We start from the raw sequence: 20,647 nt of genomic DNA on the forward strand, positions 1-20,647 counted from the left end.
ATTTACTGGCGGAGAGGGAGGGATTTGAACCCTCGATGGGCTTTTAAGGCCCATACCCGCTTAGCAGGCGAGCGCCTTCGGCCGACTCGGCCACCTCTCCAATTCCGCGTCCCTTTCAGGCGCGGTCGAACCCTTTACCTCCTCGCGGCTGGAAATGTCAAGCCGCAAAGTAACGTCATCCCTTTCTGCGCGCGGCGGCCGTCTTCGCCCCTGCTGCGGCCTTGGACCCTGCCCGCGCCTTGCCCGAGGTGCGCGCCGGTTTCGGCTTGGCTGACTGATGGGGCTTGTCCTCCTTGGCAGCGGCCATGTCGCGCCGGTCCTTGCCAAGCCTGGGCGCGCGGTTGGTCAGCGGGCGCTCGGCCTCCTTCTTCTCGTGGCTGGAGCGGAACACCGCCGCCAGCGGCGCCTTGCGAATGCCCAGGAGCTTGCGCAACTGCCCCTCCAGGTACTTGCCGTACGCAGACGTCACAAGCTCGGAGTCGTTGACGAAGAACACGAACATGGGCGGGTCCTCGTCCGCCTGGGTAAGGTAGTAGAACTTGGCGCGGCGGCGCTTGATGACCGGTGGCTGGTGCTTGGTGATGGCCTCGGCCATGGCGCGGTTGAGCTGGCCCGTGCCGATGCGGATGACGCACTCCCGGCGTATCTCCTCGGCCAGGGAGAGGATCTTCCCCGTGCCCGCGCCGGTGAGGGCGCTGACGTACAGCACCGGAACGTGCGCACAGATGCGCAGGGCCTCCTCGTAGGCGGCGCGCAATTCGTCCATGCGCGTCTTGTGGACCAAATCCACCTTGTTCACGGCGACCATGAACGGCGTGCGCTGCTCGGCCAGATAGGCGATGAGCCGCTTGTCCTGATGGCTCAGGCCCTGCACCGCGTCGAGCACCAGGATGGTCACGTCGGCCCGCTTGCTGGAAGAAAGGGCGCGGAACACCGAGAGCTTTTCCAGATGGTCGGTGATGACCGCCCGGCGGCGCACTCCGGCGGTGTCTACAAAAGTGTAGCGGCGGCCGTCCTTCTCGAAGCCGATGTCCACGGAGTCGCGGGTGGTGCCCGCGATGTCGCTGACGATCTGCCTGGCCTCGCCCACAAGGGCGTTGACCAGCGAGGACTTGCCCGCGTTGGGACGCCCCAACATGCACAGCTTGAGGCCCAGCTCCGGGCCGTCGGCGGGCGCGGGCTGCACAAAGGGTCTGGCCAGTTCGGCCACGCGCAGGCGCAAGTCCGACAAGCCATACCCGTGCGCGGCGGAGACCGGGGCGATCTCGAAGCCCAGGGCGTGGAAGTCCGCAAGGGCCTTGGCCTCCTGTTCCGGCCCGTCCACCTTGTTCACCACCAGCAGCACCGGCTTGCCCGAAGCGCGGATCTTCTCGCTCACGGCCTGGTCAAGGCCGGTCATGCCGTCGCGGCCGTCCACAACGAAAAGCGCCACATCGGCCTCGTCCAGGGCCTCCACGGCCTGCTGAAACACGCTTCTGTCCATCCCGCCGCCGTCATGCTCGGCCGCATCGGGCAGCATTCCGCCGGTGTCTATGACGGCGAAACGGACCTCGTCCTCCGTGGCCTCTCCGTAGATGCGGTCGCGGGTGACGCCGGGCAGGTCGTGGGTAATGGCCTTGTTCTGCCGCACCAGGCGGTTGAACAGGCTGCTTTTGCCCACGTTGGGGCGGCCAAGAAGAGCGATAATGGGCAGCATGGTCGTTTTCCAGATGCCCAGCCGCCCCCTCCCACAAGGAAGAGGCGGCCGGGACTTGGTGTTTTCGTTTACAACAGGGCGTCGATGGCCTCCGCCACGCGCACGCCGGAGAGCAGCATTCCTCCGAAGATCGGGCCCATGCGGTAGGAGCCGAAGGCCGCGTTGGCCGCCATGCCTGCCACCCACACGCCGGGATACACCTCGCGGGTGTGGCGCACGGTGTTGGCCTCGGCCACATCGGCCCACATGCTCTGCTCGCCCTCAATGCCGCCGCTGGGGGTGTTCAGCTTCACCCCGTTTTTGCGCACCAGGGTCTTGAGCATCTCCACATCGTGTCCCGTGCACTCTATGGCATGTTTGCAGTGGAGCACAAGCGGGTCCACGTGCAGCCGCGCCATCTCGACCGGGCTGGAGTTCACCACCAGGCCCATGACGCGCTTGACCCCGTCCACCTCGCGCAGCACCACGTCCTCCACGCTGGTGCAGTTGAACACGCGCGCGCCAGCGCTGGTGGCCCGGTAGGCCAGGGCAGCGGTTGCGGCCACGGAATCGGCGGTGAAATAGCCGGACTTGAACTCGCGAACGGCCACCCCCGCTTCCTCAAGGATGCCCTTGGCCTCCTCCTGCACCACGATGCTGGTCCAGGTCATGCCGCCGCCCCACATGCCGCCGCCCACGGAGAGCTTGCGCTCGAAAAGTCCCACCTTGCGGCCTGCGCTGGCCAGCTTCCACGCGGCGGTAAGTCCCGAAGGACCGCCGCCCACGATGGCCACGTCGAGGTCGAGGCTGTTCTTGAACTTCTCGAAGTAGGTGCTGGCGATGGCCTCGGACACAATTCGTTCATCAATGATCATAACGCACTCCTGCAACTGTTGATGGTTCCGGTTCAGGGCCCCAAACGAAAAGCCGCCCCGTGAAGGGACGGCTTTCCGCCAGTGCAGAATTTCCCTTCGTCGGCATTACCCGGACAGGTTCGTCGGTCGACCCCACAAGCCCGGCGCGCAGTCGGGCAAGGGGTCCTCTCAGCCCGGTTTATCCGAGCTCCCGCAGGACGGCTTTATGGACTATTTGAAAAGCTTGGCGATGGCCTCCGTGTAGGGCGCGGCAAGCACGCCGCGTTCGGTGATGATGCCGCGGATGAGCCGGTTGGGCGTCACGTCGAAGGCGAAGTTGTACACGGGCACGCCATCGGGGGTGATCTGGGTCTGGCCCACATGGGTCACTTCGCGGGGGGTGCGGTCCTCAATGGGAATGAGGGAGCCGTCGGCGGTTTCGGGGTCGATGGTGGACACCGGAGCCGCAACGTAGAACGGCACGCCGAATTCCTTGGCGATGAGCGCCACGCCGAAGGTGCCGATCTTGTTCGCCGCGTCGCCGTTGGCCGCGATGCGGTCCGCCCCCACGATGACCTTTTGCACCAGGCCGCGCTGCATCAGAAGCGCGCAGGCGTTGTCGCAGGCCACGGTGACCGGAATGCCGTCCTTGTGCAGCTCGTAGGCGGTCAGCCGCGCGCCCTGCAGGAACGGCCGGGTCTCGTCGGCGATGACGCGCACCTTCTTGCCCTGGGCAACGGCCGCGCGGATGGGAGCCAGCGCCGTGCCGTACCCGGCGGTGGCCAGGGCGCCCGCGTTGCAATGGGTGAGCACGGTGTCGCCGTCGTCGATCAAATCCGCGCCCGCCGCGCCGATGGCCATGCAGGTGGCGATGTCCTCGGCGTGGACGGTCTTGGCCTTCTGAAGCCAGAAGGCGCACAGGTCGTCCAGAGAGAATTCGGGGCGCTTGTTCCATTCGCCCTGCATCAGCCGCACGGCCCAACGCAGGTTCACCGCTGTAGGACGGGCCGAGGCCACCTGCTCCAGCTTGGCGGAAAGCGCGCCTTTCCAGTCGGCCACGCCGGAGGCCTGGACCTCGCGCGCGGCCAAATAGCAGCCATAGGCCGCGGTGACGCCGATGGCCGGGGCGCCACGCACCACCATGACCACCAGGGCCTCGCAGATGTCGGCCACGGTCTTGCAGACGAACCATTCCTCACGCGTGGGCAGGTAGCGCTGGTCAAGCAGGACAAGGGCGTCCTTCTCGGGGGAAAACTGGATGTGCTCGGTCATGGAGAGTCCTGCGTGTTATTTGAGTTTGTCCGCAAGCAGTTGGTTCACCACCGCGGGGTTGGCCTGGCCCTTGGTGCGCCGCATGATCTGCCCCACGAAGAAGCCGATGAGCTTGGTCTTGCCGGCCTTGAACTCGGCGACTTCCTTTGGGTTTTCGGCCAGCACGGCGTCGATGTCGGCCGCCAGGGCCGAGGTGTCGGAGATCTGCGCCAGGCCCTTGGCCTGCACAAGGGCCTCCGGGTCGCCGCCGCTCGCAAGCAGTTCGGGCAGAATGTCCTTGCCGCTCTTGGCGCTGATCTTGCCCTCCTCCACCAGCCGAACCAGCGCGGCCAGGCCCTGCGGGGCGAGCTTCAAGTCCGCCGCGCGACCGCCGGTGGCGTTCAGTTCGCGCAAAATGTCGGTCATGACCCAGTTGGCGATCTTCTTCGGCTCGTTGAAATCGGCCACGGCGGCCTCGTAATAGTCGGCCAGGTCGCGCTCGGCCGTAAGCACCTCCGCCGCATCGGCGGAGAGGCCGTACTGTTCCCTGAAGCGCGCCTCGCGGGCCTTGGGGAGTTCGGGCAATTCGCCCTTCCAGCGGGCCAGCCAAGCCTCGTCCAGCACCAGTGGCACCAGGTCTGGACAGGGGAAATAGCGGTAGTCGTGGGCTTCCTCTTTTCCGCGCATGGAGTTGGTCACGCCCTTGTTCGCGTCATACAGGCGCGTCTCCTGCACCACGGCCTCGCCGTCCTCGACGAGGTCGATCTGGCGCTCCACCTCGTACTCGATGGCTTTCTGCACATGCTTGAAGCTGTTCAGGTTCTTGAGCTCCGTGCGGGTGCCGAAGGCCTCCTGGCCGAAGGGGCGCACGCTTACGTTGGCGTCGCAGCGGAAACTGCCCTCCTCCATGTTGCCGTCGCAGATGTCCAGGTACACCAGGATGCTACGCAGGGCCTTCAGGTAGGCCACGGCCTCCTCGGCGCTGCGCATGTCCGGCTCGGAGACGATCTCGATGAGCGGCACGCAGGCGCGGTTCAGGTCCACATAGCTTTTGTTCTCGTGCGCGGCGTGGATGTTCTTGCCCGCGTCCTCCTCCATGTGGATGCGCGTGACGCCCACGCGCTTGGGCCCTTTGGAGGTGACGATGTCCACATGCCCGTGCTCGCAGATGGGCAGCTCGAACTGGGACGTCTGGTAGCCCTTGGGCAGGTCGGGATAAAAGTAGTTCTTGCGGGCGAAGACGCTGGTGCGGTTGATGTCGCAGTCGATGGCCAAGCCCATCTTGGCGGCGTACTCCACCACCTTGCGGTTGAGCACGGGCAGCACGCCGGGCATTCCGGAACACACGGGGCACACGTTCTCGTTTGGCTCCACCCCGAAACGCGTGGAGCAGGAGCAGAAGATCTTGGATTCGGTCTTGAGCTGGGCGTGCACCTCAAGCCCGATGACGGTCTCGTACCTGGCCATGTGCCCTCCTTCGCCCCACAGGGATTACGCCCCGGCCTTGCGGGTGTAAAGCTCCGGGTTCAGGCGCGGGTCGTTGTACATCTTGAACTGGTAGTAGACCTTGGGCCGCTTGAGCCCCACGGCGTAGTCCTCCACAAGGTCCAGCACGCTGTCCAGCAGATCGGCGCGCTGCTCCACAAGCACGGAGGCCTTGCGCTGGCACTCGGCCACGAAGTCGCTGGTCACACCCGCGCGTTCGGCCTGCTCCCCCATGTGGTAAATTTTGAGGGCCAGGATGGAGGCCCGGTCCAGGGCCACGCCGATGGTCTCGGTGTTGTAGCGCTGGCGGCCGCCCTGCGGCGCGGAGGGCAGGATGGGGGCGAAGGCGCGCACAAGGAACGTGTCCAGACGCTCGATCAAATCATTGCGCTCCTGGTTCAGCTTGTCGATGGCGTACTTGCAGTCGGCGATGAGCTCGGCCCCGGCGTCCTTCCTGCGGGCGCGGTCCTCCACGTGCCACAGGCGGAAATTGCACCAGTGCTGGCGCGAAAGCAGCTCCAGAAACCCCTCCTGGTCCTGGGCCTCTGGCAGGTCCACAGGGAAGTCGGGCTCCTGGCGGTGCCAGTCGGCCACGGTTTCGGCCTGGGCCTCAAAGGCCTTGCGGAGCAGCGAACGGATGTCGTCAAAGCAAAGGTTCTTCATTGTCCTCTCGTGTAGGCGTTGGAGCGCAGGGCGTTCTTGCTCACCAAAAGATGCAGCCCTGCGCTGGCGCGCAGGTTCGCCTCCAGGCGCGCGGCGGGCTCGCCGCCGCCAAGGTACAGGTCGAGCCGGTGCCCCCTGATGGCCGATCCGACATCCTGCGCCAAAACAAGCCCATGCAGTCCCACGGGCGCGCCTGCGTTTGATCCGGGCAGACCGAGGTCCAAGACGGCCACGGCGCCCATGGGCAGAAGACTTGGGTCTGTAGCCAGACTGACCAGCGCAGTCAACGGTTTTTCCATGGCACCAACGGTCGGGCCGCTGCGCAGCTCGAAAAAGACATAACTGCGATTCTGCGCCATAAGTTCTTTTGTACGCTCGGGATTTTCCAAGCACCAGGCCCGTATGGACTCGCGCGAGAGCCGTTCCCTGGGGAGCGCGCCATTGGCCAGCAGCAACTCTCCCAGGCCGGTAAACGCGTAGCCGTTGGACGCCGCGAATTGCACGCGGCGGCGCGTGCCATCGGGCAGGACAAGAACGCCTGCGCCCTCGGTCTGCAGCAGAAACGCGTCCACGGGGCTCGCCACCCAGGCGATCTCCAGCCCCTGGCCCGTTAGCGCGCCATTCAGGTCGATATCGCGCCGGTCGTGGTACGGCACAATGGCCCCACCCTCGGCGCGGTAGACCTTGGGACGGCCCTGGCGCTCCTCCTCGCCGCTTGCCCGGCGCAGATCCGGCGGCAGGCCGTACAACGGCGTTTCGAAGCCGGGCCGCCGCGTCAGGCTGGCGGCGACCTCCGGGCTGTAGTAGCCAGTGACGAGCGGGGCGGGCGACAACTCGTACCACACAAAATGCTCGGAAAGCAGCCCAGGGTCGGCATCAAGAGCGGGCAGCAGGTCGCGCAATTCCTGGGCGGTCTGCAGCAGTTGCCCCCAGCTGAGGCTCCCGCCCGGCTGAACCAGCGCGGCCTCGCCGTGCGGCCTGCGGGAGAGAAACGCTATGCTGTGGGCCAGCGGGGCGTCCAGATCGGCGAAGCCGGACAGGGACTGGCTTGCCGGAGCAAGACGCGCGGCCAGGCCGCGGGCGCTGCCGCCGGAACGCGGACGGAAAACCGATCCGTCCGCTTCGCCGCCCTGCCCCTCGTCGGGCAAACGGCGCACGTCCGACGTGTCCTGGATATCCATCGGCGCGGAGTCTCCCCGCGAGGCGCGGGCGCGGCGCACTTGCTCCGCCGGACGGCCCGGCGAGCTTCGGGGCAGCAGGTCCAGCAGGGCGCAGCCGCCCAGCGCACAGGCGAGCAGGACGCACAGGGCGGCCTGGAGGGCGAAGGGAAACGCCCGGAGCGGCACCTAGCCTCCCACCACCACGTCAGAGAAGCGCCCCACGCCGTACTCGCGCCGGCGCAGGAACTTCTCCGGCCCCGGACCGATGATCTGGAGCTCGGGCTGGCGCTTCTGCACGGAGAGCGCGATCTGCATCTCCTTGGTGCATCCGGTGGAATAGGTGGCGTCCTTGCCCGCCCACACGGGGGGCACCTTTTTGCCCATGAGCTGAAAACTTTCCTCGATGTCGGTGTGGGTCTGAAAACGCCAAACGTTCAGATACCCGCTGCGCTGCACCCGCTCCCACATGAACATCAGGTCGTCGGCGTCCATGCCCTCCTCGAAGTGCTCGCCGGGGTTGATGATGAAGGTGCCCTCCAGGCGGGAGCGCAGGTGCGCCACAAAGGTGTTCAGCACCTCGATGGCCGTCTTGACCTGGCCGGGAATGCTGCCCACGACGGCGCTGTAGAACATCACGGTCCTGCCCTGGGCCCTGGCCTCGCGCATCTGGGCGATGATCTCGTCGGCCTTGGCGATGATGGCGTCCTCGCTGAACTTGCGCTCGCTTTCGGGCTTGGGCTTGAAGAACATGCGGAACTTGCCCTGCTCGTCGGAGAAGAACACCAGGATGTCGCGGGTGAATTGATGGCTTGTGCCAATCAGGCGGCGATAGTGCGCCTCCCCTTTGGCCAGCACCAGATCGCACTCCTTCCAGGCCCTGGCGAAGGTGACGCTCAGGCGGTACGGGTTGAAGCGCTCGCGGGTGCCGTCGGAAATGACCACAAGCTGGTGCTCGCGGATGGCCTGCAACAACTCGTTCTTGGTCACCCTGTCGTTGTTCAGGAAAAACGCGCCCCGAAACGCCTCGGCCAGCACGGGGTCCGTGTCGATGTCCCACACGGTGGGGCTGTCGAAATAGAAGCCTTCCTTCAGGGCCAGCACCACCCTGTGCCCCTGCCGCAGCAGCGAGCGCACCACTTTCAGGTCGAGCAGGATGCCGCCGCTGGCGCGCGGCAGATACAGAATGCGCAGCGGTCCGCGATCCTGGGCGAAGATATTGCGCAAGGGGGAAAAGTCCACCCCGTCCAGGCTGTGGCGCATGGCGTCGGCGTCAAGGCCGTCTGTGGCGCAGTCATCGACCCAGAACGGCTTGTGCGTGGAGAAGAACAGAAGCCGGGCCATTTCCAGCAGGTCCAGTTCGAAGCGCAAATCGGTTATGCGCGAGCACTCGATGCGCTCTTCCGGGCAAACGTTGACCAGCCTGTTGAAAAAGGCGCTTTCCAGAAAAGCCTTGGCGCGGCGGTTCTTCGCCCGCTTCTTCTCGTGATAGGGATCGGGAATGCCGCTCAGCGCCAGAAAGATGGTCAACATGCGCTTGAGCAGGCGCGAGGGGATGAGGATGGGCGTGTTGAGCGCCATGCGGAACTTGTAGCGGCACAGACGCAGCACGCGCTTGCGGCCAGGCCCCTTGGGCATGGCGCCGCACACGGTGCGCACCAGAAGCCGCCACTGGTCCGCATATTCCCGCTTGAGGGAATCGTCCAGGCGCGACTTGAGGAGAAAATGCAGCATCCAGTCCCCGCACGGCGCGTAAAACGCGTCCTCGTCCAGGGAGACGATGAAGCGGATCTGCTCCGGCGTGGCGTTCTCTGGATCAATGGAGTGCTCCAGGCCGTTCTCGGTCATGAAATGCAGCAACAGCGCGTCAAGGACCGGGTCCGCGCCATAGCGGATCTCGCGAGCGGAATTGAAGGCGAAATCGTGCACGGGGAACTACCTTTGGGTAAAAAAGCCCTTGTTGGCCAGCTTGGCGAAATAACTGCCGCATTCCGCGGTCTGGGCCATGAGGAGATCGTCCGGGCAGCGCACAAGGCGCACAACGTCACCGTGCTCCAGGGCAAACGCCCGCTGCCCGTCGACGGTCATGCGCACCTCGCCCCTTGGCTCCTCCACCGCAATGCGCAGGGGCGCGTCAGCCGGAAGCACCATGGGGCCGAAGGTGTTCAAAAACGGGCACACCGGCGTAAGGCACAGGGCGGCAAGTTCAGGGTAGACAAGAGGACCGCCGGCGGAATACCCGTACGCCGTCGAACCGGTCGGCGTGCTGACGATAAGCCCGTCGGCACGCATCTCCCCCACGCGCTCAAGGCCGTTGGCCGACTCGCGCTCCACCTTCAGCCGGATGAGCCGGGCCATGTCGCCGCGGCTCACAACCACATCGTTCACGGCGATGCCGGAGCAGACCGTGGCGGCCCCGCGCGACACCGCATAGCCCAGGCACACCCTGCGCGAAAGGACATAGCGCCCGGACTGCAGCGCTTCCAAGCGCTTGGGCCATTTGTCGGCCCCCTCGGCCAAAAAGCCCACGCGGCCCAGATTCAAACCCAAGAGCGGGAGGCCGAGATGCAGACAGACCCGGGCCACGCCAATGAACGTGCCGTCCCCGCCAAGCACCAGGACCAGATCCCAGGGAGCGTCTTCCGGGGCCTTGCACGCCTCAAGCCCGCCGTCCACCCGGTGCTCGCACAGCGTGGCGCGCAGGCCGCGGCGCTCAAGCCAATCGGCGATTTCCTGGCCAAGGGACCTAGCCTGTTCATCGCCCGTGCGCAGCATCAACAAAAGGGACTTCAAGGTGTTTTGCATTGCACGACCCTAGACAAATCGACCAAAACATTCAACAGGCCCGGCGGGATGGGACGTCGAATCCAGACCCCTGTTCAGAACCGAAGCAAAATGATTTTTTCTTCACAACAGCCCTAAAGTAATTCACAACACCTGACGATATGGAATCCAAGCGAGGAGTGTATGGAATGGTTGTTCAACCGGTGAATGTTCGCCTGATGCTGCGCACCTACGGCAAGCAGCTCACAAGCGCCAAGCGGCTTGCCCGCTTCAAGCGTGCGCTTGCCCTCTCCGGTGCGCAGGACATGGTGAGCATTTCCCGGGAGGCCCGCCGAAGAGAACTTGTGGAGCGAATCGCGCAGGAGGTTATTGAAAACCTCCTGGTAAACGGGCAAGACAATCCTGTGGTCACACGGGTTCTGGAAGAGCTGGAACAGGAGCTTGGCGAAAAGGTGCTCTTCGACTATCCCTTGGACGGCGGCGAGGTCCAGATTCTGCGCCAAACCGACCAGGGCCCGCTTGAAATTGCGCCCGAGGAAAAGCTTGGCATCATGCGCAGGCTCTGGGAAATCACCATCGCCAACGTGGACGAGACGATGCTATAAAGCCCTCAACACGGGGGGAGAATCATGGAAATCAAGAAGGCTTATGGCGAACTGAACGCCTATTCCGCCCAGAAGCTGCAAGAAACGCAGCGGGTGCAGCAGGATCAGACGGCCAAGACCGCCCAGCAGGCTGGCGACAAGGTGGCGCTTTCCTCCGAGGCCAGGCTGCTTGCCGCGGCCAACAGCACCGCAAGCGCCGCGCCGGACGCCCGCGCCGAGAAGGTGCGCGAGCTGAAGGAGCAGGTTCAGGCCGGCACCTACAATCCCGACATCCGCAAGGCCGCCGCCAACCTCATTCGCGATGAGCTGAGCCTTCCCCGGTAAACCCGCGTTGGGGGCGATGGCCCGACTGCGCCCTCTGGAATAAAAGAATTCCCCACAGCATCACAACGCAAAACGCCCCTGCGAAACCATGGTTCGCAGGGGCGTTTTGCATTTTCGACAGTCGGCATCATCCCGCGGCGGGCTCTCCATCGGGACGGGGCGCGGCGCGCTGGGCGTCCACCAAGCGGAAGTGCAGCGGGTACTTGGAGTCCGTCTGCGGAACCTGCAGGCCTATGCGGGCCTTGCTGTTCAAAATGATGGGGCCGGAGAGGTTCAGCGTGGTCTCTTCCGGGCGGTTTCGCGGAATGGTCACCGTGACGAGCACCGCGATCTGGCGGATTGTCTCCACGCGCAGGATCTTCTTCTCCGCCTGCTCCAGCCGTACGTTGTAGTCCGGCAGAAACGGAAAAGGGTCCGCCACAAGCAGGCCGAGTCCGGGATCGGTGACGCACTGCAGCAAAAGGAAGGGGGAATTCTCGCGCACCGGGATGAGCACGAACTCGCGCTTATCGTCCAGGCCGATAAGGCCGTGCGGAAAATACACAACGCTGTCGCGCCGCACTTCCCGCTCTCCCAGCTTGGTCTGGATGACGACTACTTTTGGTCTTCCTGCCATAACGACGCCGCCGCAAGCAGATCCTGCCCACTGGCCTCAAGGGCCAGGCTGTTCTGTTCCTTGATCTTGAGGTAGACCTCTTCCCGGTACACGGTCATATCCTCAGGCACGTCCAGGCCAAGCTTGATCTGCTTGCCCTGGATGCTCAACACCTTGAGTTTGATGTTCTCGCCCAGGTAGAGACTCTCTCCCGGGCGTCTGGTGAGGATGAGCATATGCCTCGCGTTCCCGCCTGTATTTTCGTGTGCCCAATGCGATGCGAGAGGGCACGCTAGCCTATGCGGCGTTCCGTGTCCAGCGCGGATGCCGCCAAGCGCGCCGCCTAAACGTAGTCAAGCAGGCTCATCTGCATGACCATGGACGAACTCTTGAGCACGGCCTGGTATGCGGTTTCCTGCTGCGAAAGCTGTATGAGCAGCTTGGTCAAGTCCACATCCTCCACGCTGCTCAACTGCGAGGTGACGCTGTCCGAGAGGTTGCCCACGATGGTCTTGGTGGTGGAAAGCCGGTTCTCGCGACCGCCAACACTTGCCAGCGCGGTGGTGATCTGCGTCTGGCAAAGCTTGATGCCGTCCAGCGCCTGGCTGATGCCCTGCTGGTTGTTGGTCTCCATGAAGGCCACCAGGTTGCCGATGGTCTCGAAAAGGTTCTGACTTATGTTGCCGCCATTGCTGGTGTAGATGCTTGTGGCGGAGCTGAAGACGGCGGAGGCGTTGCTGCTTGAAAGGGTGAGCCTGTCGCCCCCGTTTGCCAGCACCTTCTGCGGATCCTGATAGATGCCCCCAAAAATGTCCTTGCCGACATCGTTGACGCGGATGGACTCACTGGAGCTCACCTGCAGGCTCACTGCCGCCGTGTTCGGCGTGATGAGGAACTGCGTGCCCGGCTGGAGCATGTTGGATCCGTTCGACGCCAGCGTGAGCAGACCGCCGTTGGTCAGGTTCAGCACTGTGGCGTTGGAGGTCGTGTCCGCCGAAACCTTATTGCCGGTCACCCAGGTGATGCCGTTGTCCAGGCTGTAGGAATACTCGATCTCGCCGCCCATGCTCACGGCGGTGGAGTTGTCTATGCGCACCATCGCGTTGGTGCTGAACGCCCCGCGCGCCGTTGCTGAAATCTGGTTCGCCCCGACGCCCGTGCCGCTGACCGAGGTTGCGGAGTTGTCGGCATCATCCCCGTTGTACACGGCCGAAGGACGTATCCACATCCAGGTACCGTTGGCGTCGTTGGTGTTGGTCATGCTGTTGGCCTTCACCTGGGTATCCTTGGCGAAGGTGATGGAGGTGCCGCTCTCCGGCATACTGACCACGATCTCGCCTGCGGCGTTGGTGGCCACGCTGCCGTCCAGGAAGGTCACGCCGCCATCTATGCTGTAGCGCACGTCGCACGCGCTCATAAGGGCGGAGCTGCCGGTTGTGGCGCCGCTGTTCACGAACTGCACCAGCACGGTGTAGTCGGTGTCGCCCTCAATGCGGAAGGAGTTGCTTGTGCTCAGCGACGCCTCGTTCGAAGTCATCCACAGGCATTCCGTGAAGGCGTTCTGGTCCGTCACCTGGCCGCCGTAGATGCTCTTGTTCTGGTACTCGGTGTTGGCCAGGGCGATGAGCTGTTCGTAGATCTCGCGCATCTCGTAGGCGATCTGCTTGCGGTTTTCGGCGCCCAAGGTTCCGGTGGCGCCCTGCTCCGCCAGGCCCTTGGCGCGGGTAAGCAGCGTGGACACCTGGGTCAGGGTGGTGTCGGAGGTGGACAGCCAGCCCTGCGCGGTGGCGATGTTCTCCAAATACTGGTCGTAGGTGGAAAGCGTGGTGCGCAGGTTCAATATCGTCGCCGCGCCCACCGCGTCGTCCGAGGGTCTGTTCACGCGCTTCTGCGAGGAGGCCTGTTCATTGAGTTCAGTGAGCGTGGAGAGCTTGCTGTTCAGATAGCTCACCGACTGGGTGTACATCATTTGTGTGGAGACGCGCAGCATGGGCTTCCTCCTTGAGACGCGCTAGGACTTGAGCGAGAGCAGCACCTGCATCATCTCGTCGGCCGTGGTGATGAGCTTTGCAGCGGCCGTGTACGCGTGCTGATATTTGATAAGGTTGGTCATCTCCTCGTCGATGTTGACCCCGGAGATGGCCTGCTGCTGGTCGTCGAGATCGGAGGCCAGCGCCTCTGTGTACGTGTACTTGTACTTGGACTGCGCCGTATCCGCGCCGACCTGGCTCACCAGGCCGGAGTAGAAACTGCTCAGGGTCTCGCTGACGGTTCCCTCGCGCAGGGTGTTGATGGTGACCTTCTTGTCCAGCAAATCGGAAATGGCCGTGGCGGTTGTGCCGTCGCCCTGGTTGGCCTGCCCGGCGCTGTTCACGTGGCCTGCGCACAGGCGGTCGGTGTCCGTGGTGACGGCTGTATTCAGTCCAATGTCCGAACATGAGGAGCCGGTGAAATACGTGTTCAGCCCCAGGGCCGCATACAGGCCGGTGGAGTCGGTGCCCATGTTGAACGAGTAGCCGTCATTGGCGGAGATGGTCAGCTGGTGGTTCACAATGCTGGCCGTCATGTAGGTGCCGTAGGTGTTGTTGATGGCGTCGCGCACGTCCTCCAGGGTATGCACGCTGGGGTCGAAGTTCGCGCCGCCGCCGAAATCCAGCGCACCGCCGTTGGACTGCAGGCCAGTGGTGATCTGCAGGCCGGTGGTGCTGTTATAAACGTACATGAAGGCGCTGCCGGCCGTGAGCTTGTCGCCGAAGGCCAGGCCCGCGCTGTTGCTGCCCAGCGCCATGTCATCGTGCTTCGCCGAGTAGGTTCCGTAGACATCGGTGATGTTCTCAAGCCCGGCGCCCTGGCTGTGCAGGCGGTTCACTTCCCAGACCACGGTCTCGGCCACGGCGTCGAGCTTTTCGCGATAGGCGCCCAGGTAGTCGTTCTTATAGGTGCACAAGGCCGAGAGCGTGCCGCCTGTGAGTCGCGAACTGTCGAGCACGCCCGAAGAATCCGTGTAGGGGGTGATGTTCTCCTTGATGGAGGTGTTCTCGTTCCAGTACAGCGCGCGCGTGGGCACAATGCAGAACTTGTCGCCCACGGAAAGGTTCGTCGTGGGCGCGACATCCGAATCGGAGCTGGTGCCGAACCAGATGGACAGCGCTCCAACTTCGGCCGCCGTGTCCTCATTGCGGGCGGAGACGTGCAGTTCGTTTCCATCGTCGTCCTTGAGCCAGGTGCGGCCGCCGTCCACGGAGACGCGGAACAGGGCCGCGCCGGTTCCGCTGGTCACGCTGCCCCCCTGCACGACCTCAAGGGTGTACTCCTGGTTGTCGGAACCGGAAAAATACACCTGCCCGTCAAAGGAGGACGTGCTCTTGATGTCCGCCGTGGCCTGGGGCGCGTCGTAGGAGATGGAGTAGTAGTTGAAGCCATCCACCAAAGCCTGGCCGGACTGGGTGGTGATGGTGATGTCGCCGCGGCCGTTATCAATGTAGTTGATGTCCATGTACCCGGACAGCTCCCGCACAAGCTGCGCGCGAGTATCCTGCAGGGCGTTGGTGTCGGCCAGGGTGTTGGAGATCTTCTTGTTCAGTTCGGAAATCTGCTTGAGCAGGTCGTTGACCTCGCTCACCTGCTGGATGATGGCGGCCTCGGCCTGCTGCTGCTGGGTGATGATGTCCTCGTTCAGTTCGCGCAAGGTGGAGATGAGCGTTTGGCTGTTCTCAATGACGTTGCCACGGCTGCTGGCGTTGTCCGTGGACTGGACAAGATCCTCCCAGGACTTGAAGAAGTTGCTCAAGGTCTTGGAAAGGCCATAGCCAGAGGATTCGTTGAACAGGCTCTCGGTGTTCGAAAGGTTGGTGTACAGGCTCTCCCAGCGGTCGCGCAGGGACGCCTGGTCGTAGTACTGGTTCTCGATGTACTGACTGAAATTGCGCTGAACCTCGTTGGCCCAGACGCCTGACCCCACCTGCCCGCGGACGCTGTCGTCCACGTAGGCCTCTGCGAAGCTTACCGTGCGCCTGCTGTACCCAGCGGTATTGACGTTGGTGATGTTTTCGCTGGTGACGGCAATGGCCGCCTGGGCGGCGGTGAGGCCCGTCTTGGCCACACCCATGATGGAGGTCATGCTCGACATTTAGACACCCCCGCGGAAAACCGACGCCTGTGGGGTCTTGTTGTCTGCGTAGCGGCCCCGGCGCGAATACACGTCGCTCTTGCCCGGTTCGATGGCCTTGTGCAGCCGCTTGAGCAGCGAAAGGCTCTGGTCGTAGAGCCCAAGCACCAACTGGCGGTTCTTGTCCGCCTGGATGGCGCACATCTGCTCGGCGCGGTCCAGATCGGCCAGAAGCGCGGTCAGTTCCTGCGCCTGTTCTGTGGAAAGGCCCCTGGCCACTTCGGCCACGCGGGACATGCCGGGGTAGCTCCCCGAGATCACGGCGCGCAGCGAACGGCGCTCCAGGGCTATCTGGCGCATAAGCTCCTGGATGGAAAGCTCAAGCTCGCTCACATCATGGGGCTTGCGGGCCAGCAAATGGGAAAATTCTTCTTCCAGAAGGGTGGAGAGGAGTTCCAGCGCACGAATCTGCCGGGTCAAATTTTCCTGAATGGTTGCGATCATGGCCTCGTCCCCCCTGCGGGTAGGCGCGGCAGCGCCATTTTTTCTATTCTATTTCAATCGGTTGCCGTCATCCCTTCGACACCTGTCTTGCGACGGCCATGTCGGGCCTACCCGATGATTGCAAATTTGCGGCCAGGCAAAGGCGTCTCGACGCTGGAAGCGCCATAACGCCCGGCGCGCAATTGGGCGCTCGCGGTCTCCACCTGCCTGCGGTCGTAATCGGCCTCAATGCGCCGGGCCAGCGCCTCCACATCTGCCATGTCGGCCGCGGCGACCGAGGCGGGAGGCAGCGGAACCGAACGCCCGTCCGCAACGCCAAGCGTCCTGGAGGCCTCGGAGATGGTCTGCGAGGCGGAAGCCAGGGTCTGCTCCGCAGCGCCCACGGTTTTCCGTGCGGCGGCGCCCTGGGCGGCCATACCGTTCTTCGAGGCGGGCACGGCGAAGGTCTTGGGTTCGGGGATCTTTCCGTCCGTGCCGCGCTCGTCCACCGGGGCCTTGACCAGGCTCCCGTTCAGCATCCGCTCGCCGGTGACACCCGTGCTCTTGCCGCCCCCCGTGAGCTTGTCTTGAAGCTGCGAGTACAACATGTCGCCAAGGCCGATGCCCCCGTCCCGGGCCATTTTTTCCGTGAATTCCCGGTCGAACATGGAGCGGTACATCTCCTCCTGCTGGGAGTTGAACATGCCGCTCTTGGGCACGGTGGCGCGCATCTGCTCCCACAGTTTGCTGATGAACACGGCTTCGAAGTTCTGGCAGGCCGAGCGCAGCTTTTGCCGCTTGTCCGGCCCGGGGGTCAGTTCGTTCTTGAGCTTGTCCATCTGCCGCTTGAGGGCGACAAGTTCGCTGTCCTGAGCCTTCTTGGCCGCCGTGGCGGCGTCCTGGGCGGCGATGTTCGTCATGCTAGATGACCTCCAGGTCGGCGTGGAGCGAACCGGCAGTCTTGAGCGTCCGCAATATGGAGATGAGGTCGCGCGGGGTCGCGCCGACGGAGTTCAGGCCATCCACCAGTTCCTGCAGGGTGGCGCCCTCCATGAGCAACAGACGGTTGTTCTGCTCCTTCACGTTCACGTCGGTCTGCGGGGTGACAACTGTCTGCCCGCGCTGGGCAAAGGGGCCTGGCTGGCTCACGTTGGGCGATTCGGAAACCACGATCTGCAGGTTGCCGTGGGCCACGGCCACCTTGGTCAAGCGCACGTTTCCGCCCAGCACCACAGTGCCGGTCTTTTCGTCCACCACCACGCGGGCGCGGGAATCGGGCGAGATGTCCAGATTCTCCAGCGAGGCCACCAGCGGAACGATATTGTTCTGAAACTTCTTGGGAATCGTCATCTGAATGGTGGCCGCGTCCAAGGCCTTGGCGTGGCCGCCGCCAACCGCGGAATTGATGCGGTTGACAACCTGCATGGCGGTGCCGAAGTCCGGCGTGCCGGCGATATTGATGGTGAGCCCCTCCTGCCTGTTGAAATGGAAGGGCACCTCGCGCTCGATGGTGGCGCCGTTCGGAATGCGGGCCACCGTGGTGATGTTCTTCTGGGCCGTGGCGGCCTGGCCCTCGGCCGAATAGCCGCCAAGGGTCAGCGAACCCTGGGCCACGGCGTACACGCGGCCGTCCAGTCCGCGCAGCGGGGTCAGCAGCAGCACGCCGCCAAGCAGGCTCTTGGCGTCGCCCATGGAGGAAATGGTGACATCCAGCGGCGAGCCCGGCCTGGCCGAAGACGGCATACGCGCCGTAACCATGACTGCGGCGGAATTCTTTGGCTTGAGGTTCGTGGGGTTCACGGACACGCCCATTTTTTCCAGCATGTTGGTGAGCGAGCGGATGGTGAACTCGGACGTGGTGCCATCGCCTGTGCCGGCAAGACCGACCACCAGGCCGTAGCCCACCAATTCGTTGTTGCGCATTCCGGAAAAGCTGGCGATGTCCTTCAGGCGCACGGCGTTTGCCGGAACAGCCCCGGCCAGCACAAAGAGCGCCAGGGACACGATGATGACCGCCAAGTTGCGCAGGCGCTCCCTGCGGCGCAGCCGTTCCGCCCGTGCGATGATGGAATATTGATGGCGCATGGCCTGTCCTCCTCTCCGGCTAGAACGGCCAGACGTTGTCGAGCATTCTGGAAAACCATCCAGCCCGCTGCTTGTCGGAAAGCGACCCCTGCCCGTACACCTCGATGCGGGCTTCGGCCAGGGCCGTGGACGGCACGGTGTTGTTCGCGTTGATGTCGCGCTGGCGCACCAGGCCGCGCACCACCAGGATCTGGGTCTCGTCGTTGATGCGTATCTGGCGGGCGCCCTCCACCTGCATGACCTTGCCCGGCAACATGCGGATGACGCGCGTGGCCACCGTCGCGGTAAGATTTGACTCCTGCTTGGTCTCCCCGGTGCTCTTGAGGTCGCTGGCGCTGCCTGTGCCCACCCCGGGAACGCCGACGTTGGTGACGCCGGGAACCACCTTGCCCAGCGTTCCGTACACGCCCGTCTTGGGCATGGCGGTAATGCTGTAGGTGTTGGTGTTTTCCTTCGTGGCCGTGGTGTCGGCCTTGTGCTTGCCCGTGGTGACCTCGGTGACGGAGACCATGACGATATCGCCGACCTTGTTGGCCCGGTTGTCGTCAAAAAGAAAATCCGACTGCCCGGCCTCGAAAAGCGAACCGGGGTTGTTCACCGGCTCGGGTTCGATGTTGTTCAGCGGGGTGAGCATGGGCTCGGGCATGGGCCGCTTCTCCGCGGCGCAGCCCAGCAGCAGCGTCGCCAGCAGGAGCACGGGAATGCGCGTATTCATGATAAAAACCTCTGTGTTTATCCAGGTCTGGCGCGACTAGCGGACCACAACGGTGGACGAGTCGCGCACGGTAGCCAGGATCTTTCTCTTGCTTTGCAAATTGCGGACCTCAATGGCCTGCCCCACCCCGCCATCGGCAAGGGCTTCGACCTTGACGTTCAGGCGCAGGTTCTGCCCCTCGAAAACAAGGCGCACCTTGTCGCCGCGGGCGATGACCGGCACAGGCTCGATGTCGGACATGGTGATGGCCTGGTCCACGCCGATGCTGCGGACCATGCGCCAGGGGCCGCCGGTGCCGTCCCAGGCGTTCTGGTTGTGGGCCAGGTTCTTGCGCTTGAACTGAATGTTGGCCAAGTCCACCGGCTGCAGGCGATTCAAGGGCCGCAGGGCGCAGGGCAAGGCCCTCCACACGTTGGCGAAGGCGGATGCCGCGTATCGGCGCAGCACCTTGCCGTCGCTGCCGCGCACTTCGAACAGCAGGTTGATGCGCCCGGGCTTGAGCGGACCGCCGGCGATGAGCTCAAGCCGGTCGCGTCCGTTGCCCAGAAATATCGCCGAAGGCACATGGATATCCTTTATTTCCAGCTCGCCCCCCAATTCGGCGGAGCGTTCCGTCAAATATCCGACAACACGGCGTTCGATGTCGGCTGCGGAGACAACCGACCCGCCACGCTGCACCACCAACTGGGCGGGCAAGGCGCAGGCGTCGGCCAGATCCTGCGCATGATGGCGCAGGAGCGCCAGCAGCCGCTCGCGCGAGAGCGCAGTCTGGTTCCCGGCGCGCTCCGGCGCGCTCCACAGGGGCCGCTGGGCCATCTCGCGCCAAACCTCTTGAGACATTTCTCCCTGCGGCAGGGCGATGTCGCCAAGCAGCACCTTCGGCCCCTTGGCGCAGGCCGCCTCCTTGACCTGCAGCCACCAGCCCTGGCGCATTTCCGCCGCGCGAACCTGCCCGGCGAAGGCCAGCAGGCAGGCTGCGGCCACCAGCGATGCCGCCAGGCAACGCAGCGTCCGTCGTGCACGCGCGGCGATGCGGTTGCGTTTCATGCCTGTTCCACTCCCCGGCTACCGCTTGACGTTGATGGCGGTCTGCAGCAGCCCGTCACTGGTGGTCATGGCCTTGGAGTTCACCTCGTAGGCGCGCTGGCCGATGATGAGACCAACCATTTCGTCCACCATTTCCACGTTTGATGTTTCCAGATAGCCCTGGGCCAGGGTGCCGAAGTTGGTGTCGCCGGGGGTGCCCTGGGTGGCGGAGCCGGAGCCGTCGGTCTCCACGTAGAGGTTGCGGCCCATGGCCTTAAGCCCGGACGGGTTCACGAAGTTGTAGATGGGGATGTCCGCCGAGGCGAGCTCGTTGCCGTTGGAGTCCAGCGCGGAGATGCGCCCCTTCTCGGTGATGGTCAGGGTGGTGGCGTCCGTGGGCACGGTGAATTCGGGCTGCAGCGCATAGCCGTTCGGGTTGACGATGCGGCCGTTGTTGTCGAGCTTGAAGTTGCCGGCGCGGGTGTACACGTCCTCGCCGTCCTGGTTCAGCTTGAAGAACCCCTGTCCCTCGATGGCGATGTCCAGCGTGTTGCCGGTGTTCTGGAAGCTGCCCTGGGAAAAGAACTTGTGCACGGTAACCGGCCGCACGCCCATGCCCACCTGAAAGCCCGTGGGCAGGCGGTCGCCGGACTCGTTGAGCGTGCCGGCCACGGAAAGGGTCTGGTACATCAGGTCCTCGAACTCGGCCCGGCTTTTCTTGAAGGCCGTGGTGTTCACGTTGGCCAGGTTGTTGGAAATGACGTCGATGTTGGTCTGCTGGGCGACCATGCCTGTGGCGGCTGTCCAAAGTGAGCGCATCATGTCGAGAATCCTCCT

20 protein-coding genes and 1 tRNA gene are annotated in these 20,647 nt (G+C 64.0%); 2 read left to right on the forward strand and 19 right to left on the reverse strand.

The genetic code is table 11. The features are described 5' to 3' along the window. Positions 1 to 6: 6 nt before the first annotated feature. The 9 genes from CHB73_RS01765 to CHB73_RS01805 all read right to left on the reverse strand — a co-directional run bounded on the left by CHB73_RS01765 (position 7) and on the right by CHB73_RS01805 (position 9,878). Positions 7 to 100: transfer RNA gene (locus tag CHB73_RS01765), tRNA-Ser, on the reverse strand. Between the two features lie 75 nt (positions 101 to 175). Continuing rightward, entirely contained in the window at positions 176 to 1,696 is a 1,521-nt protein-coding gene (gene der / locus CHB73_RS01770; protein ID WP_089271454.1) for a ribosome biogenesis GTPase Der, read from the reverse strand. Positions 1,697 to 1,764: 68 nt separating this feature from the next. Then, positions 1,765 to 2,550: a sulfide-dependent adenosine diphosphate thiazole synthase gene (locus tag CHB73_RS01775; protein WP_089271456.1), complete on the reverse strand. Its 786-nt coding sequence runs from the start codon at positions 2,548 to 2,550 to the stop codon at positions 1,765 to 1,767. A 210-nt stretch (positions 2,551 to 2,760) separates the two neighbouring features. Then, a complete protein-coding gene (gene mtnA, locus CHB73_RS01780; protein ID WP_089271458.1) occupies positions 2,761 to 3,801 on the reverse strand; it encodes an S-methyl-5-thioribose-1-phosphate isomerase in 1,041 nt (346 codons plus the stop codon). Positions 3,802 to 3,816: 15 nt separating this feature from the next. After that, positions 3,817 to 5,247: an Asp-tRNA(Asn)/Glu-tRNA(Gln) amidotransferase subunit GatB gene (gene gatB / locus CHB73_RS01785; protein WP_089271460.1), complete on the reverse strand. Its 1,431-nt coding sequence runs from the start codon at positions 5,245 to 5,247 to the stop codon at positions 3,817 to 3,819. Positions 5,248 to 5,271: 24 nt separating this feature from the next. Continuing rightward, entirely contained in the window at positions 5,272 to 5,928 is a 657-nt protein-coding gene (locus CHB73_RS01790; RefSeq protein ID WP_089271462.1) for a DUF4254 domain-containing protein, read from the reverse strand. Further along, entirely contained in the window at positions 5,925 to 7,274 is a 1,350-nt protein-coding gene (locus tag CHB73_RS01795; protein ID WP_089271464.1) for an MltA domain-containing protein, read from the reverse strand. Before CHB73_RS01795 ends, CHB73_RS01790 begins: the two co-directional genes overlap by 4 nt. Next, on the reverse strand, positions 7,275 to 9,014 hold the full coding sequence (locus CHB73_RS01800) for an ARMT1-like domain-containing protein (protein ID WP_089271466.1): 1,740 nt from the start codon (positions 9,012 to 9,014) through the stop codon (positions 7,275 to 7,277). Between the two features lie 6 nt (positions 9,015 to 9,020). Beyond that, entirely contained in the window at positions 9,021 to 9,878 is an 858-nt protein-coding gene (locus tag CHB73_RS01805) for an NAD(+)/NADH kinase (protein WP_235641469.1), read from the reverse strand. A 179-nt stretch (positions 9,879 to 10,057) separates the two neighbouring features. Between CHB73_RS01805 and CHB73_RS01810 the strand changes: the two genes are divergently transcribed. Both CHB73_RS01810 and flgM read left to right on the forward strand, forming a co-directional pair. Then, complete coding sequence (locus CHB73_RS01810; protein ID WP_089271470.1) at positions 10,058 to 10,474, forward strand: DVU0524 family FlgM-associated protein; 417 nt, start codon at positions 10,058 to 10,060, stop codon at positions 10,472 to 10,474. A gap of 24 nt (positions 10,475 to 10,498) precedes the next feature. Next, complete coding sequence (gene flgM, locus CHB73_RS01815; RefSeq protein WP_089271472.1) at positions 10,499 to 10,798, forward strand: flagellar biosynthesis anti-sigma factor FlgM; 300 nt, start codon at positions 10,499 to 10,501, stop codon at positions 10,796 to 10,798. Positions 10,799 to 10,925: 127 nt separating this feature from the next. Here flgM and fliW read toward each other — a convergent pair whose 3' ends face one another. The 10 genes from fliW to flgG form a co-directional block, all read right to left on the reverse strand. Beyond that, positions 10,926 to 11,414, reverse strand: a complete 489-nt coding sequence (fliW, locus tag CHB73_RS01820) for a flagellar assembly protein FliW (RefSeq protein ID WP_089271474.1) — start codon at positions 11,412 to 11,414, stop codon at positions 10,926 to 10,928. Beyond that, entirely contained in the window at positions 11,393 to 11,629 is a 237-nt protein-coding gene (gene csrA / locus CHB73_RS01825) for a carbon storage regulator CsrA (RefSeq protein ID WP_089271476.1), read from the reverse strand. The genes fliW and csrA overlap by 22 nt, the downstream gene beginning before the upstream one ends. A 107-nt stretch (positions 11,630 to 11,736) precedes the next feature. Then, positions 11,737 to 13,383, reverse strand: coding sequence for a flagellar hook-associated protein FlgL (gene flgL, locus CHB73_RS01830; protein ID WP_235641470.1), 1,647 nt, complete (start codon positions 13,381 to 13,383; stop codon positions 11,737 to 11,739). Between the two features lie 21 nt (positions 13,384 to 13,404). Further along, complete coding sequence (gene flgK, locus CHB73_RS01835) at positions 13,405 to 15,522, reverse strand: flagellar hook-associated protein FlgK (RefSeq protein WP_089271478.1); 2,118 nt, start codon at positions 15,520 to 15,522, stop codon at positions 13,405 to 13,407. Beyond that, positions 15,523 to 16,005, reverse strand: coding sequence for a flagellar export chaperone FlgN (flgN, locus tag CHB73_RS01840; RefSeq protein WP_089271480.1), 483 nt, complete (start codon positions 16,003 to 16,005; stop codon positions 15,523 to 15,525). 107 nt (positions 16,006 to 16,112) lie between these two features. After that, positions 16,113 to 16,904 carry a rod-binding protein gene (locus CHB73_RS01845; protein ID WP_089271482.1) on the reverse strand — a complete coding sequence of 264 codons (792 nt, stop codon included), beginning with the start codon at positions 16,902 to 16,904 and terminating at the stop codon, positions 16,113 to 16,115. Between the two features lies 1 nt (position 16,905). Next, positions 16,906 to 18,069: a flagellar basal body P-ring protein FlgI gene (locus CHB73_RS01850; RefSeq protein ID WP_089271484.1), complete on the reverse strand. Its 1,164-nt coding sequence runs from the start codon at positions 18,067 to 18,069 to the stop codon at positions 16,906 to 16,908. 19 nt (positions 18,070 to 18,088) lie between these two features. After that, positions 18,089 to 18,784 carry a flagellar basal body L-ring protein FlgH gene (locus tag CHB73_RS01855; protein WP_089271486.1) on the reverse strand — a complete coding sequence of 232 codons (696 nt, stop codon included), beginning with the start codon at positions 18,782 to 18,784 and terminating at the stop codon, positions 18,089 to 18,091. Between the two features lie 36 nt (positions 18,785 to 18,820). Further along, positions 18,821 to 19,831 (reverse strand): flagellar basal body P-ring formation chaperone FlgA, encoded by a 1,011-nt coding sequence (flgA, locus tag CHB73_RS01860; protein WP_089271488.1) that lies wholly within the window; start codon positions 19,829 to 19,831, stop codon positions 18,821 to 18,823. A gap of 18 nt (positions 19,832 to 19,849) precedes the next feature. Then, on the reverse strand, positions 19,850 to 20,632 hold the full coding sequence (gene flgG / locus CHB73_RS01865) for a flagellar basal-body rod protein FlgG (protein WP_089271490.1): 783 nt from the start codon (positions 20,630 to 20,632) through the stop codon (positions 19,850 to 19,852). Positions 20,633 to 20,647 lie beyond the last annotated feature (15 nt).

This window comes from Humidesulfovibrio mexicanus, assembly GCF_900188225.1.
Lineage (GTDB): Bacteria > Desulfobacterota > Desulfovibrionia > Desulfovibrionales > Desulfovibrionaceae > Humidesulfovibrio > Humidesulfovibrio mexicanus.

What these genes read in the sequence shown, in the direction of transcription:
- der (WP_089271454.1), bottom strand. Translation starts at nt 1,696, where the DNA reads ATGCTGCCCATTATCGCTCTTCTTGGCCGCCCCAACGTGGGCAAAAGC.
- fliW (WP_089271474.1), bottom strand. Translation starts at nt 11,414, where the DNA reads ATGGCAGGAAGACCAAAAGTAGTCGTCATCCAGACCAAGCTGGGAGAG.
- flgA (WP_089271488.1), bottom strand. Translation starts at nt 19,831, where the DNA reads ATGAAACGCAACCGCATCGCCGCGCGTGCACGACGGACGCTGCGTTGC.
- CHB73_RS01810 (WP_089271470.1), top strand. Translation starts at nt 10,058, where the DNA reads ATGGTTGTTCAACCGGTGAATGTTCGCCTGATGCTGCGCACCTACGGC.
- CHB73_RS01850 (WP_089271484.1), bottom strand. Translation starts at nt 18,069, where the DNA reads ATGCGCCATCAATATTCCATCATCGCACGGGCGGAACGGCTGCGCCGC.
- csrA (WP_089271476.1), bottom strand. Translation starts at nt 11,629, where the DNA reads ATGCTCATCCTCACCAGACGCCCGGGAGAGAGTCTCTACCTGGGCGAG.
- flgN (WP_089271480.1), bottom strand. Translation starts at nt 16,005, where the DNA reads ATGATCGCAACCATTCAGGAAAATTTGACCCGGCAGATTCGTGCGCTG.
- flgL (WP_235641470.1), bottom strand. Translation starts at nt 13,383, where the DNA reads ATGCTGCGCGTCTCCACACAAATGATGTACACCCAGTCGGTGAGCTAT.
- flgM (WP_089271472.1), top strand. Translation starts at nt 10,499, where the DNA reads ATGGAAATCAAGAAGGCTTATGGCGAACTGAACGCCTATTCCGCCCAG.
- CHB73_RS01855 (WP_089271486.1), bottom strand. Translation starts at nt 18,784, where the DNA reads ATGAATACGCGCATTCCCGTGCTCCTGCTGGCGACGCTGCTGCTGGGC.
- flgG (WP_089271490.1), bottom strand. Translation starts at nt 20,632, where the DNA reads ATGATGCGCTCACTTTGGACAGCCGCCACAGGCATGGTCGCCCAGCAG.
- CHB73_RS01790 (WP_089271462.1), bottom strand. Translation starts at nt 5,928, where the DNA reads ATGAAGAACCTTTGCTTTGACGACATCCGTTCGCTGCTCCGCAAGGCC.
- CHB73_RS01775 (WP_089271456.1), bottom strand. Translation starts at nt 2,550, where the DNA reads ATGATCATTGATGAACGAATTGTGTCCGAGGCCATCGCCAGCACCTAC.
- mtnA (WP_089271458.1), bottom strand. Translation starts at nt 3,801, where the DNA reads ATGACCGAGCACATCCAGTTTTCCCCCGAGAAGGACGCCCTTGTCCTG.
- CHB73_RS01845 (WP_089271482.1), bottom strand. Translation starts at nt 16,904, where the DNA reads ATGACGAACATCGCCGCCCAGGACGCCGCCACGGCGGCCAAGAAGGCT.
- flgK (WP_089271478.1), bottom strand. Translation starts at nt 15,522, where the DNA reads ATGTCGAGCATGACCTCCATCATGGGTGTGGCCAAGACGGGCCTCACC.
- gatB (WP_089271460.1), bottom strand. Translation starts at nt 5,247, where the DNA reads ATGGCCAGGTACGAGACCGTCATCGGGCTTGAGGTGCACGCCCAGCTC.